The 13,802-nt window shown below is 60.6% G+C and carries 13 protein-coding genes; 6 read left to right on the top strand and 7 right to left on the bottom strand.

Annotated elements, in window-relative coordinates:
• The first annotated feature begins 1 nt into the window (after position 1).
• Entirely contained in the window at positions 2–1,525 is a 1,524-nt protein-coding gene (gene lnt, locus AC07XF_RS13810; protein ID WP_495026923.1) for an apolipoprotein N-acyltransferase, read from the top strand.
• Positions 1,526–1,636: 111 nt separating this feature from the next.
• Here lnt and AC07XF_RS13805 read toward each other — a convergent pair whose 3' ends face one another.
• Together AC07XF_RS13805 and AC07XF_RS13800 are read right to left on the bottom strand one after the other, a co-directional pair.
• A complete protein-coding gene (locus AC07XF_RS13805) occupies positions 1,637–2,398 on the bottom strand; it encodes a YdcF family protein (protein WP_495026922.1) in 762 nt (253 codons plus the stop codon).
• A 104-nt stretch (positions 2,399–2,502) separates the two neighbouring features.
• The gene (locus AC07XF_RS13800) at positions 2,503–2,823 is read right to left on the bottom strand and encodes a hypothetical protein (RefSeq protein WP_007990633.1); all 321 of its coding nucleotides are present in this window, start codon (positions 2,821–2,823) and stop codon (positions 2,503–2,505) included.
• 281 nt (positions 2,824–3,104) lie between these two features.
• Between AC07XF_RS13800 and leuS the strand changes: the two genes are divergently transcribed.
• The 5 genes from leuS to AC07XF_RS13775 all read left to right on the top strand — a co-directional run bounded on the left by leuS (position 3,105) and on the right by AC07XF_RS13775 (position 9,240).
• Positions 3,105–5,711, top strand: coding sequence for a leucine--tRNA ligase (gene leuS, locus AC07XF_RS13795; protein WP_495026921.1), 2,607 nt, complete (start codon positions 3,105–3,107; stop codon positions 5,709–5,711).
• Between the two features lie 87 nt (positions 5,712–5,798).
• Entirely contained in the window at positions 5,799–6,404 is a 606-nt protein-coding gene (locus tag AC07XF_RS13790) for an LPS-assembly lipoprotein LptE (protein WP_495026920.1), read from the top strand.
• Between the two features lie 39 nt (positions 6,405–6,443).
• Complete coding sequence (gene holA / locus AC07XF_RS13785; RefSeq protein WP_495026919.1) at positions 6,444–7,481, top strand: DNA polymerase III subunit delta; 1,038 nt, start codon at positions 6,444–6,446, stop codon at positions 7,479–7,481.
• A 210-nt stretch (positions 7,482–7,691) separates the two neighbouring features.
• A complete protein-coding gene (arfA, locus tag AC07XF_RS13780) occupies positions 7,692–7,856 on the top strand; it encodes an alternative ribosome rescue factor ArfA (RefSeq protein WP_007990624.1) in 165 nt (54 codons plus the stop codon).
• Between the two features lie 61 nt (positions 7,857–7,917).
• Entirely contained in the window at positions 7,918–9,240 is a 1,323-nt protein-coding gene (locus AC07XF_RS13775; protein ID WP_495026918.1) for a lytic murein transglycosylase, read from the top strand.
• Positions 9,241–9,343: 103 nt separating this feature from the next.
• On the opposite strand, the gene AC07XF_RS13770 is transcribed toward AC07XF_RS13775, so the two are convergent.
• The 5 genes from AC07XF_RS13770 to AC07XF_RS13750 all read right to left on the bottom strand — a co-directional run bounded on the left by AC07XF_RS13770 (position 9,344) and on the right by AC07XF_RS13750 (position 13,659).
• Positions 9,344–10,294, bottom strand: a complete 951-nt coding sequence (locus AC07XF_RS13770) for a S66 peptidase family protein (protein ID WP_495026917.1) — start codon at positions 10,292–10,294, stop codon at positions 9,344–9,346.
• 173 nt (positions 10,295–10,467) lie between these two features.
• Entirely contained in the window at positions 10,468–11,466 is a 999-nt protein-coding gene (gene lipA, locus AC07XF_RS13765) for a lipoyl synthase (protein ID WP_162130289.1), read from the bottom strand.
• Between the two features lie 25 nt (positions 11,467–11,491).
• Positions 11,492–12,139, bottom strand: coding sequence for a lipoyl(octanoyl) transferase LipB (gene lipB, locus AC07XF_RS13760; RefSeq protein ID WP_204933497.1), 648 nt, complete (start codon positions 12,137–12,139; stop codon positions 11,492–11,494).
• Positions 12,139–12,414, bottom strand: coding sequence for a DUF493 domain-containing protein (locus tag AC07XF_RS13755; protein ID WP_429371657.1), 276 nt, complete (start codon positions 12,412–12,414; stop codon positions 12,139–12,141). The genes lipB and AC07XF_RS13755 overlap by 1 nt, the downstream gene beginning before the upstream one ends.
• Positions 12,415–12,501: 87 nt before the next feature.
• Positions 12,502–13,659, bottom strand: a complete 1,158-nt coding sequence (locus AC07XF_RS13750; RefSeq protein ID WP_495026916.1) for a D-alanyl-D-alanine carboxypeptidase family protein — start codon at positions 13,657–13,659, stop codon at positions 12,502–12,504.
• Positions 13,660–13,802 lie beyond the last annotated feature (143 nt).

The raw sequence follows: 13,802 nt of genomic DNA, 5'->3' as shown, positions 1-13,802 counted from the left end.
AATGCGCTGGACAACCCGCCCCGGCTGGCCCGGTAACCTGCTGGCCGTGGCGGCCGGTGCAATCACCACTCTGGCCCTGGCGCCGTTCGATATCTGGCCACTGGCACTGCTCGCCGTCGGCCTGTTCTATGCCGGATTGCGCGAGCTGAGCCCACGCCAGGCGCTGGGTCGCGGCTGGTGTTTCGGTTTCGGCCTGTTCGGTGCCGGCACCAGCTGGATCTACTACAGCATTCACCATTTCGGCGGCGCCTCGGTGTTGCTGGCCGGTTTCCTGATGTTGATCTTCACGGCGGCGATTGCCTGGTTCTTTGCCCTGCCCGCCTGGATTTGGGCGCGCTGGCTGCGCCGCAATGAGGCGCCGCTGGCCGACGCCCTGGCGTTCGCTGCGCTGTGGGTCGCCCAGGAAGCCTTCCGCGGCTGGTTCCTGACGGGTTTCCCGTGGCTGTATTCCGGTTACAGCCAGCTCGACGGCCCGCTGGCCGGGCTCGCGCCCATCGGCGGGATGTGGCTGATTTCCTTCACCCTGGCCCTGACGGCCGCGTTGATCTACAACGGCTTGCGCCTGGTTCGCACGGGGCGCAAAGGCTTCATCGCAGCAGGCGTATTGTTGCTGATCGGCCCGTGGCTGGTCGGGATGGCGCTCAAGCACCACGCCTGGACCAGCCCGTCAGGTCCGCCACTGAGCGTTGCCGCCATTCAGGGCAACATCGAACAGAGCATGAAGTGGGACCCGGCGCAGCTCAACGCGCAACTGGCGCTGTACCGCGACATGAGTTTCAGCTCCAGGCGCGTCGATCTTCTGATTTGGCCGGAAACGGCGATCCCGGTGCTCAAGGAGTCCGCCGAGGGCTACCTGAACATGATGGGCAGCTTCGCGGCCGAGCGTAAATCGGCGCTGATTACCGGTGTTCCGGTTCGCATGGAAGTACGCCACGAGAAGCGTTTCTTCAATGGCATCACCGTTACCGGTGAAGGCGACGGCACTTACCTCAAGCAAAAACTGGTGCCGTTTGGTGAATATGTTCCGTTGCAGGATGTACTGCGCGGGCTGATCGCATTCTTCGACCTGCCGATGTCGGACTTTGCCCGCGGCCCGGCCGACCAGCCGCTGCTGCAGGCCAAGGGTTATCAGATCGCGCCGTTCATCTGCTATGAAGTGGTCTACCCGGAGTTCGCCGCCAGCCTGGCCGCCCGCAGCGACCTGTTGCTGACCATCAGCAACGACACCTGGTTCGGCACCTCCATCGGCCCGCTGCAACACCTGCAGATGGCGCAGATGCGTGCACTGGAGGCCGGCCGCTGGATGATCCGCGCCACCAACAACGGCGTGTCCGGCCTGATCAACCCGTTCGGTCAGATTACCGATCAGATCCCGCAGTTCGAACGCGGCATCCTGTATGGCGAAGTGGTGCCGATGCACAACCTCACGCCGTACCTGGAGTGGCGCTCGTGGCCATTGCTCATTGCCTGCGTGTTGTTGTTTGGCTGGGCGCTGATTGCGAGCCGGATGGCCAAGACTGTCTGAACCGATGACGCATTAAACTTGTAGGAGCTGGCTTGCCAGCGAAAGCGGTATCACGGCGGCTATTGCCTTCGCCGGCAAGCCGGCTCCTACAGAGAAAGCGTAGCCATCGGGTTATCGGTAAAACAACGAATAACCGACCTGCCCCACCGCCTCGTTCATCAACTGCCCGTTCTGCCAGATCGCCTTGAACTCCGGCATCCAGCCCCCCAGTGGCCGCGCGTTGTCGCCGCCGAGAAACCCTACTGGCGCCGGCACCACCTCAAACCCGGCCTTGCGGAAACTCCAGGCCGCTCGCGGCATATGCCAGGCGTGAGTCACCAGCACCACACGCTTGATACCCTGTGGAAGCAACACCTCGGCGCTGAACTGCGCATTTTCCCAGGTCGTACGGCTGCGCCCTTCCTGCCAGCGTACGGTCACGCCAAAATCGTCACGCAAGGAGTCAGCCATCATCTGGGCCTCGCTGGGTGGCGTGCCGTAATGCAAGCCGCCGCTGGTCAATACCGGCAAGCCGGAAGCCTTGGCCAGTCGCGCAGCAAAGCGCTGGCGCTCCAGGCCGACACCCGTGGGCTGGTCGGCGCCCCAGGCCACGTCACCGCGCTCGCGCCCCGAACCGAGGATCACAATCGCGTCCGCGCGTTGCCCCATGACTGTCCATTCATCGCGGGCCAGCGGTGGCTCACGCTCAAGCAGGCCGGCACTCCACTGCACCACCACCGGCAGACTCATCAGCCACAAACCACCCAGCCCCAAAGCAAAGCACGCACTGGCAAGCCTTGGCCTTGAGCGGCGCAACCACCAGGCAAGCAAAAGCAGCAGCAAAAGAACGCCAGGTGGCAAAAGAAGTTGTTTTACGAAATAACGAAAAAGCATCGAGCATCTCCCGGAGATGCCCGAAGCCTAAGTGGGTTAGCGCAATGCGACAATCAATATAGAGGGACTATGCTTCAAAAAATCATGGAGCATGGCTCTGTGCCCTATTTGAACTGCATAGACCGGACCTTTACCGCGTCTCTGCCGGGAACCTTGTCCTTGAGCCAGATGATCTTGGCCGAACGTGGTGCGTCGAGTTGCTTTATCGCCTCTGACAAGCATCCGTGTGTCTCACGTTCACTGCGATCCAGATACGCCTTGACCAGTGCAAACTCTGCGGGGCTCAGGCCGCGCAGTTCCAGTTCCAGAGGGCGTTCGTCGCGCAACCGGCTAGCGGTTTTTGCCGCATCCAGGGCCAAGGCCAAACGATCGATCAGCCTTTCGTACAGCTCCGGTTTTGTAGCTTTTTGCTGTGACTCAACCATCCCTCACCTCATTGGAAGATAAGACCTACTCCCCAGTTAGAGCTTAGCTTCCATGAACAAACCGGCTGAACGCCGCGACCAACGGCCCTCGCAGCGTTTTTTGCAGGACGTGCGGCAGCAATCAGGGTTTCCCTCGGTAGAGCACGGTCATGTATGCTACGGCGCTTCCTGTAACTCCACTTCCAGCTCGGCTGGGCATCGAAAACGCCAATGTGGCGAGATCAGCGTCCAGCGTTGCATTGAAGAGGATTAGGCCACCCCTATTCAGTTCAAAAGTAGCCATGCACGAACAATATCAGCCCCGTGAAATCGAAGCCGCCGCCCAGTCGTTCTGGGACGAGCAAAAGTCCTTTGAAGTCAGTGAACAGCCAGGCAAGGAGACTTACTACTGCCTGTCGATGTTCCCTTACCCCAGCGGCAAGCTACACATGGGGCACGTGCGCAACTACACCATCGGCGACGTGATCTCCCGCTACCAGCGCATGCAAGGCAAGAACGTTCTGCAACCGATGGGTTGGGACGCCTTCGGCATGCCGGCGGAAAACGCCGCGATGAAGAACAACGTAGCGCCCGCCAAGTGGACCTACGAAAACATCGCCTACATGAAAAGCCAGCTGCGCAGCCTGGGCCTGGCGGTGGACTGGTCGCGCGAAGTGACCACCTGCAAGCCGGATTACTACCGCTGGGAACAATGGCTGTTCACCCGCCTGTTCGAAAAAGGTGTGATCTACAAAAAAAGCGGCACCGTGAACTGGGACCCGGTCGACCAGACCGTCCTGGCCAACGAACAGGTGATCGACGGTCGCGGCTGGCGTTCCGGCGCGCTGATCGAAAAGCGCGAAATCCCGATGTACTACTTCAAGATCACCGCCTACGCGGATGAGCTGCTGGAGAGCCTCGACGAACTGACTGGCTGGCCTGAACAGGTCAAGACCATGCAGCGCAACTGGATCGGCAAGTCCCGCGGCATGGAAGTGCAGTTCCCGTACAACGTCGATTCCATCGGCGAAGCCGGCGCACTGAAAGTCTTCACCACCCGTCCGGACACCCTGATGGGCGCGACTTACGTCGCCGTGGCCGCCGAGCACCACCTGGCCACCCTCGCGGCACAGAACAATCCTGAGCTGCAAGCATTCATCGCTGAATGCAAGGGCGGCAGCGTGGCCGAAGCCGACGTCGCCACCCAGGAGAAAAAAGGCCTGCCAACCGGCCTGTTCGTCGAGCACCCGCTGACTGGCGAAAAACTGCCGGTATGGGTCGCCAACTATGTGCTGATGCACTACGGCGATGGCGCGGTGATGGCGGTTCCGGCCCACGACGAACGCGATTTCGAATTCGCCCACAAGTACAACCTGCCGGTTAAATCGGTAGTGCGCACCAGTTCCGGTGACACCAACCCGGCACCATGGCAAGACGCCTACGGCGAGTACGGCACGCTGATCAATTCCGGCGAGTTCGACGGCCTCGACTTCGCGGGTGCCTTCGACGCCATCGAAGTCGCGCTGATCAAGAAAGCACTGGGCGCCTCGCGTACCCAGTTCCGCCTGCGCGACTGGGGCATCAGCCGTCAGCGTTACTGGGGTTGCCCGATCCCGATCATCCACTGCACCACCTGCGGTGACGTGCCGGTACCGGAAGATCAACTGCCTGTCGTGCTGCCGGAAGACGTCGTACCCGATGGCGCCGGTTCGCCACTGGCGCGCATGCCCGAGTTCTACGAGTGCACCTGTCCTAAATGCGGCGCACCGGCCAAGCGTGAAACCGACACCATGGACACCTTCGTCGAGTCCTCGTGGTACTACGCCCGTTACGCCTCGCCGCACTATGAAGGCGGCCTGGTCGAAAAATCGGCGGCCGACCACTGGCTGCCGGTTGACCAGTACATCGGCGGTATCGAACACGCGATCCTTCACCTGCTCTACGCACGTTTCTTCCACAAGCTGATGCGCGACGAAGGCCTGGTGAGCTCCAACGAGCCGTTCAAGAACCTGCTGACCCAGGGCATGGTGATCGCCGAGACTTACTATCGTCGCGAAGCCAACGGCGCTTACACCTGGTTCAACCCGGCAGACGTCGAACTTGAGCGTGACAGCAAAGCCAAGGTTATCAGCGCAAAATTGAAAGCTGATGGCTTGCCGGTGGAAATCGGTGGCACCGAGAAAATGGCCAAGTCAAAGAACAACGGCGTCGACCCACAGTCGATGATTGACCAGTTCGGTGCAGACACCTGCCGCCTGTTCATGATGTTCGCCTCGCCACCTGACATGAGCGCGGAATGGTCTGACTCCGGCGTAGAAGGTTCGCACCGTTTCCTCAAGCGCGTCTGGCGTCTGGCTCAAGCACACGTCACTCAGGGCCTGCCGGGCAAACTGGACATCGCCAGCCTGAATGACGAGCAGAAAGCCGTTCGTCGCTCGATCCACCTGGCCATCAAGCAGGCCAGCCAGGACGTCGGCCAGAACCACAAATTCAACACCGCCATCGCTCAGGTCATGACGCTGATGAACGTGCTGGAAAAAGCCGCACAAGGCACCGAACAGGATCGCGCACTGATTCACGAAGGTCTGGAAACCGTGACCCTGCTGCTGGCTCCGATCACGCCGCACATCAGCCACGAGCTGTGGAATCAACTGGGTCACGCTGATCCTGTGATCGACGCCGGTTGGCCGGTGCAGGACGACAGCGCACTGGTGCAGGACAGCCTGACGCTCGTCATCCAGGTCAACGGCAAGCTGCGTGGCCAGATCGAAATGCCGGCCAGTGCCAGTCGTGAAGAAGTCGAAGCCGCCGCCCGTGCCAACGAGAACGTCCTGCGTTTCGTCGACGGTCTGACCATTCGTAAAGTGATCGTAGTGCCCGGGAAACTGGTCAATATCGTCGCCAGCTAATTGGACCAGGCGCCAGGTGAGCCTGGCGCCGAGTAAAACCTTTCGGGCCGTTTGATCGGCCCACATGGTTTCAAGGGGAGCAACAAGATGATCAAACGCAATCTGCTGGTGATGGGCCTCGCGGTTCTGTTGAGCGCCTGCGGTTTCCAGCTGCGCGGCACCGGCACCGACGAACTGGCGATCAAGGAACTCGACCTGAGTGCCCGCAACGCCTATGGCGAAACCGTTACCCAATTGCGCCGGGTACTGGAAGGTAGCGGCGTCAAAGTCTATACCGGCGCACCGTACAAACTGGTGCTGACCAATGAGCAGGAAAGCCAGCGCATCCTCAGCTACGCAGGCGCCAGTAGTACCGGCGAGTACCAGTTCACCACCGTGCTGAGCTACGACATCCGTGGTCGCGGTGATCTGCCATTGTTGAGCGACAAGCTTGAAGTGCAGAAAGTCTTTATGCACGACAGCAGCAACCTGGTGGGTTCCGACCAGGAAGCCGCAACGGCCCGGACGGAGGCCCGCCGCGAGCTGGTTCAACGCATGATGCTGCGCCTGCAACAACTGAACCCTGGCCAGCTGGATCATTTGCAACAGACTGCCGAAGCCAAGGCCAAGGCTGATGCCGCGGCACTGGAAGCAGCAAAGAAGGCTGAAGCGGAAACCCCGCGTCAGTCGCCTATCGAACTGCCGCAGCAGTAAGACTTACGGGGCGCTCAGGCGCCCCGTTCGCCCTCTCTTATGAAACTCGCCCCCGCCCAACTCGCCAAACACCTGCAAGGCGCCCTTGCGCCGGTCTACGTCATCAGCGGCGATGACCCGCTGCTGTGTCAGGAGGCGGCCGACGCTATTCGCGCAGCCGCCCGTCAGCAGGGATTCGATGAACGCCAGGTGTTTGCCGCCGACGCCAGTTTCGACTGGGGAACGCTGCTGCAAGCCGGCGCCAGCATGTCGCTGTTTGCCGAAAAACGTCTGCTGGAACTGCGCCTGCCTTCCGGCAAACCCGGCGACAAAGGGGCCGCCGCGCTTATCGAATACTGCTCGCGCCCGGCCGAAGACACCGTGATGCTGATCAGCCTGCCGAAACTCGATGGCAGCGCGCAGAAAACCAAGTGGGGCAAAGCGCTGGTCGAAGGACAGCAGACCCAGTTCGTGCAGATCTGGCCTATCGACATCGGCCAGTTGCCGAGCTGGATCCGCCAACGCCTGTCCCAGGCCGGGCTTTCCGCCAGCCAGGACGCTGTTGAGCTGATCGCAGCGCGGGTCGAGGGCAACTTGCTGGCCGCCGCCCAGGAAATCGAAAAGCTCAAACTGATGGCCGAAGGCGGTCAGATCACCGTTGAAACGGTGCAGGCTGCGGTGGCCGATAGTGCGCGCTTCGACGTCTTCGGCCTGACCGATGCGGTGCTCAATGGTGAAGCGGCCCACGCGTTGCGCATGCTCGAAGGCTTACGCGGTGAAGGTGTCGAGCCGCCGGTGATTCTCTGGGCCCTGGCCCGGGAGTTGCGCCTGCTGGCCAATATTTCGCTGCAATACAGCCAGGGGACGCCGCTGGACAAGGCCTTCAGCCAAGCCAAACCTCCGGTCTGGGACAAACGAAAACCGTTGATGAGCAAAGCGCTGCAACGCTACTCGGCGCAACGCTGGGCGCAACTGCTGCTCGAAGCACAGCGCATTGACGCGCAGATCAAGGGCCAGGCGGCCGGTTCGCCGTGGATGAGCCTGAGCCGGTTGACGTTGTTGATGGCGGGTCAGCGCTTAACCCTACCCGCTGAATAACACCGCCCCCTGTAGGAGCGAGCTTGCTCGCGAAGCACCTGAGGGCGCTGCGTTAAATCAGAAACTCTGGTGTTATCGTTAACGACCATCGCGAGCAAGCTCGCTCCTACAGAGAGCGGCGCTTTTTCTGATAGTCACTGGGACTAGACAACCCCCCAACTTCGGCCGATGATTTGCCCCGCAAAAACCACTCCCTTGCGAGGCATCATCATGAGCAAAAAGCCGTCCAAACACGGCCCCAACAAGGCCAAATCCATCATCGCCCAGCCATTGTTCCGCAGCCGCCAGGAACGCCCGGCCAAGGGCAAAGGCAGTTACCGCCGCGAAGCCTTCCAGTCTGACAGCTGGGAGGCTTCTTACTTTCTGGCTGCGTAAAGCAGAACACCCCTTTGACATGGTAAGGTCTGTACCTGATTCGTACTCCCTGGACCCGTGCATGCCCTTTTGTCTTCTCCGTCGTTGGCACTTACGCCAATTGATCGCTGCATCCAGCCTTGTTTTGCTTGTCGCCTGTGCGGAAAAACCTACCGCAGCCGACGCTCAGCCGCTTCAGACGCTTCCTGTCGCCACCGCCCCGGCGGTTGTTCCGCCTGTGGTTCCGACAGGTGAGAACCTCGACATCCAGCCAACCCAGACCTTTGCCGAATGGCAGGCGGGTTTCCGCCAGGATGCCCTGGCCGCCGGTATCCGTGCCGATCTGTTTGATCGCGCCTTCGCCAATGTCAGCTTCGACCCCAGTGTGATTCGCGCCGATCGCAGCCAACCGGAATTCGCAAAACCGGTGTGGGAATACCTCGATGGCGCCCTGTCGCCGCTGCGGGTCCGTAAAGGCCAGTCGTTGATCAACCAATACGCCGACATCCTGCAAAGCATCGAGCAGCGTTACGGCGTTGACCGTCAGGCGCTGGTGGCCGTGTGGGGAATGGAAAGCAACTTTGGCCAGTTCCAGGGCAGCAAGTCGGTGATCAACTCACTGGCGACCCTGGCCTACGAAGGCCGTCGCCCCGGTTTCGCCCACGCGCAATTGATTGCCGCCCTGCAAATCCTGCAACAAGGCGATATCGAACCCGAGAAGATGCTCGGATCCTGGGCCGGCGCCATGGGCCAGACCCAGTTCATCCCGACCACCTACAACACCCATGCCGTGGACTTCGATGGTGACGGGCGCCGCGATATCTGGGGCAGCTCGGCCGATGCCCTGGCCTCGACCGCGCACTACCTGCAAAGCTCAGGCTGGCAGCGAGGTCAGCCGTGGGGGTTTGAAGTTCAGCTGCCGAGCGGCTTCAACTACGTGCTGGCCGATGGCACGATTCGCAAGAGTGTCGCCGAATGGCGGCAACTGGGCATTACGCTGCCCAACGGCGGCCAGGTCCCGGCAGGCTCGGAGCAACTGTCCGCAGCACTGCTGTTGCCGGCCGGCTATCGTGGCCCGGCGTTCCTGGTGCTCGATAACTTCCGTGCGATTCTCAAGTACAACAACTCGTCGTCCTACGCCCTGGGGGTGAGCCTGTTGTCCGAACGCTTCAATGGCGCAGGCTTGATCAACGGCATGTGGCCAAAGGATGACCTGCCACTGAGCCGTACCGAGCGGATCGAGCTGCAAAACCTGTTGAGCGCGCAAAACTACGACGCCGGCACCGCCGACGGAATCATTGGCGCCAACACCCGCAAGGCGATCCGCAGCGCCCAACAGTCGTTTGGCTGGCCGGCGGATGGCTATCCGACGCACAAGTTGCTGGAAGGCTTGCGTAACCGCTAAAAGCTTCGCGAGCAAGCCCGCTCCCACACTGGATCTGTGAACGACACAAAATCAGTGTGGGAGCGGGCTTGCTCGCGAAGACTGACTCTCAGTCGGCAGATCTCTACGATCTAATCACTACATCCTGCTCCAGCATCAATTCCTGACTCCCCGCATCCAGCCTGACCAGTGCCCCCATGGGCAATGTCAGATTCGGGTCGCAATGACCGCTGCGCCATCCGGACAGCACCGGTATCTTCAATGGCTCGAAAGTCTGCTTGAGCAACCTCTCCAGCGCTGCTACCTCCACCCCCGCCACATCGCCTACCAACACGCCGCGCAGCTTGTGCAACGTGCCCGCCAGCCGCAGATGGGTCAGCAAGCGGTCGATGCGGTACAGCGGCTCGTTGATGTCTTCGATCAACAGAATGACGCCCTCGGCGTCCATCTCGTAAGGCGTGCCCATGGTTGCGGTAATCATGGCCAGATTGCCGCCGAGCAAGCGTCCATGAGCAACGCCTGGCTCGATCGTTGTCAACGGGTAGGCCACCGGGTGCGCCAGCACTGTGCCCGCCCTCACCTGCCCTCGCAGCATGTTGAAGAAGGAAGACTCTGTAGGCTGTTGCTTGTCACCCAGCAGGTCGGCATTGAGCAGCGGACCATGAAACGTCACGAAGCCTGCATATCGACTGATCGCCAAATGCAGCGCAGTGATGTCGCTGTAGCCGACGAACGGCTTGGCGTTGTCACGCAGCAACTTGAAATCGATACGATCGAGCAGCCGGGGCGTGCCGTATCCACCGCGCAGACAAATGATGGCATCGACGTCACGATCCGCGAACGCGGCGTGCAGATCGTTCAGGCGCACATCATCACTGCCGGCCAGATAGCCATCTTTCTCGTAGACCCCGGGAAACACTTTCAATGAATAACCCCGGGCACGCATCCATCGTAGCGCCTTGTCGGTGTCCAGCGCCGCGGGACCGGCGGGCGCGATAACGCCGATCATGCCTTCCGACGGCAGTGCCGGGACGGGAGCGTGAGGGCAAAGAGTGTGGATCGGTCGAGCGGTCATCCGTGAATCTCCCTGCGTGAAAGCTTCAGCACACAGTAGTCAGGAACGGGGACAAACAGAAGAGGCTAAGTCGCCCCGCAGGTTGCAGGAAAAAACGGCCAGTGCCGTAGGCCAGGCAAAAAAACGCCCGCAAGGCTTTGAAACCTTGCGGGCGTTTTATGTTTCACAGTCGATCAGGACGACATCAGCTCGGCCTTGACCAGCTTTGCCTGCTCGTCGGCGTGATACGAGGAGCGTACCAACGGACCCGAGGCAACGTTCTTGAAGCCCATCTTGTAGCCTTCCTCGGCGAACCAGGCGAAGGTGTCCGGGTGCACGAAGCGCTGCACCGGCAAGTGGCTGCGGGACGGTTGCAGGTACTGGCCCAGGGTCAGCATGTCGATGTCGTGTTCGCGCATGCGCTTCATGACTTCGATGACTTCTTCGTCGGTTTCACCCAGGCCCAGCATCAAGCCGGACTTGGTCGGAATGTGCGGCATCATCTGCTTGAAGCGTTGCAGCAAGGTCAGCGACCACTGGTAGTCCGAACCCGGACGCGCAGCCTTGTAGAGGCGCGGCACGGTTTCCAGGTTGTGGTTGAACACATCCGGTGGCTCGGCCGCAGTGATTTCCAGCGCGATGTCCATGCGGCCACGGTAGTCCGGAACCAGGGTTTCGAGCTGCACATTCGGTGACAGTTTGCGGATTTCGCGAATGCAGTCGGCAAAGTGCTGGGCACCGCCGTCGCGCAGGTCATCACGGTCCACCGAGGTGATCACCACGTACTTCAGGCGCAGGTCGGCGATGGCGATGGCCAGGCTTTCCGGCTCGTTGACGTCCAGTGGCTTCGGACGGCCGTGGCCGACATCGCAGAACGGGCAACGACGGGTGCAGATGTCACCCATGATCATGAAGGTCGCGGTGCCACCGGAGAAGCACTCGCCCAGGTTCGGGCAGGACGCTTCTTCACACACACTGTGCAGCTTGTGTTTGCGCAGCAGGGCCTTGATGCGGTCGACTTCCGGCGAAACCGGGATGCGTACGCGAATCCAGTCTGGTTTCTTCGGCAGTTCGGTGGTCGGAATGATCTTCACCGGGATGCGTGCAACCTTCTCGGCGCCGCGCAGCTTGACGCCGGCTTCAACCTTGGGACGCGGGGCCGGGCGCTCGGTAACATCGAGCGTCGGGATCATGGTTTGCACTGCATCAGTAGTCATATCAGTCGATTCCGCCCGTCAGGGTCGTCTGCTCAGCATAGTCGAGGTGTTTGACGAGCTGCGCGCGCAGCCGGGCACTTACCTCGGCAAATTCAATCGATCCTGCGTGATCGCTCAGCTGGGTCATCGCCAGCCCGGCGTAGCCGCAGGGATTAATCCGTCGAAACGGTTCCAGGTTCATGTCCACGTTCAAGGCCAGGCCATGAAAGGAACAACCGTGGCGGATCCGCAGACCCAGGGAAGCGATTTTCGCCCCGTCGACGTAGACACCCGGTGCATCAGGCTTGGCCGCAGCGGTCACGCCGTAACTGGCGAGCAGCTCGATCAGGCACTGCTCCATCCGGGTGACCAGATCGCGCACGCCAAAACCGAGCTTGCGTACGTCCAGCAGCAGATAAGCCACCAGTTGACCGGGGCCGTGGTAGGTCACCTGACCACCACGGTCGACCTGCACCACCGGAATATCACCGGGAAGCAGCAGATGCTCGGCCTTGCCCGCCTGGCCCTGGGTGAACACCGGGGGGTGTTCCACCAGCCAGATTTCGTCGGCGGCATCACTGCCGCGTTCGTTGGTGAAGCGTTGCATGGCATGCCAGACCGGCTCGTAAGCCATCTGGCCGAGCTCGCGAAAGCCCAACGTGCCAGACATCACAGCACCATGTGCACGAAACCGGTGGCCCGCAGAAAGCTGTTGATGTTGTACAGCTGGTCCTGGTCGGTCGCGACGATGTGCAACTGAATGGTGGTGTATTTGCCGTTGCTGCTTTGACGCTCATCGACACGTTCATCGTTGATCGTCGCGTACTGCTTGACGATTTCGATGATCCTGTCCTTGTTGCCTGCGCCCGTATCGCAAATCACCTTAACCGGATAATCAGTCTGGGGAAATTCGATCTTTGGCGCCTTTACTTCGGTATCGGTCATGGCGTAACGGCCTCGTAAGCGTAAGCCGTGGCGACGGGCATGGCTGCGCGCCAGATCAGCGCGGAGCCATGCAGGTGCACACTAAATTCAGTTGAACAAGCCGTAGAAGAATAGACGGATGCTATCCCACATGCGGCGGAAGATACCACCTTCCTCGACAGCGTCCAGAGCGATCAGATCAGCGCTGTGCACCACCTTGTCGTCCAGTTTCACTTCGACTTTACCGATCACGTCGCCCTTGGCGATTGGCGCGACCAGTTGCGGGTTCATGGTCATGCTGGCAGCGAGCTTTTTCAGCTGGCCTTTCGGCAGGGTCATGGTCAGGTCTTCAGCCAGGCCGGCCTTGACTTGATTGGTGGAGCCTTTCCAGACAGGCGCCTGGGCCAGTTCGGCACCCTTCTGATAGAAGGTCTGGGTTTCGAAGAAGCGGAAACCGTAGGTCAGCAGTTTCTGGGTTTCTGCGGCACGAGCCACTTCGCTGTTGGTGCCGAACACCACGGCGATCAGGCGCATGCCATCACGTACGGCCGAAGACACCATGCAGTAGCCCGCTTCGTCGGTGTGGCCGGTTTTCAGACCGTCGACGGTCTTGTCGCGCCACAGCAGCAGGTTACGGTTGGGTTGCTTGATGCCGTTCCAGAAGAACTCTTTCTGCGAGTAGATCGCGTAGTGAGCCGGGTCTTCGTGGATGATCGCGCGGGCCAGCACAGCCATGTCGTGAGCCGACGAATAGTGCTCAGGGTTCGGCAGGCCGGTCGGGTTCATGAAGTGGGTATTGGTCATGCCCAGGTCGGCAACGGTCTTGTTCATCACGTCGGCGAAGGCGTCTTCGCTACCGGCGATGTGCTCGGAGAGCGCGACACTGGCGTCGTTACCCGACTGAATGATGATGCCGTGCAACAAGTCGCTGACGGTGACCTGCGAGCCGACCTTGATGAACATCCGCGAACCGCCGGTACGCCAGGCGTTTTCGCTGACGGTCACCGGATCGTTTTCGCCGATCTGGCCACGACGGATTTCCAGGGTCGCGATGTACGCGGTCATCAGCTTGGTCAGGCTGGCCGGAGGCAGACGCTGGTCACCGTTGTTCTCGACCAGCACGTTGCCGCTGCTGGCATCCATGAGCACGTAGGCCTTGGCAGCCAGTTGCGGTGGCGACGGCATCATCTCGACCGCGAACGCGGCAGGTGAGAGGAGCAGCGGGACTAGCAGGAACAGGCGTTTGGCAAAGGTGGTGATGTTCATCCGTCTCTCGAAATCGCTAATGGAAACTTGCCCAAGGGCAAAACTAATCAGATGACTTTCTAACGAGTCATCGCGTGTTCAGTTGCTCACTCTGTAACCCTTGCCGGGCTTTTGTTCTTCAACGAGCCAACAACCTGATTCAC

Source organism: Pseudomonas sp. GW821-FHT01C01 (assembly GCF_059422645.1).
The sequence above is the reverse complement of the archived record's forward strand: the minus strand, read 5'-3'. Positions and strand labels throughout refer to the sequence as shown.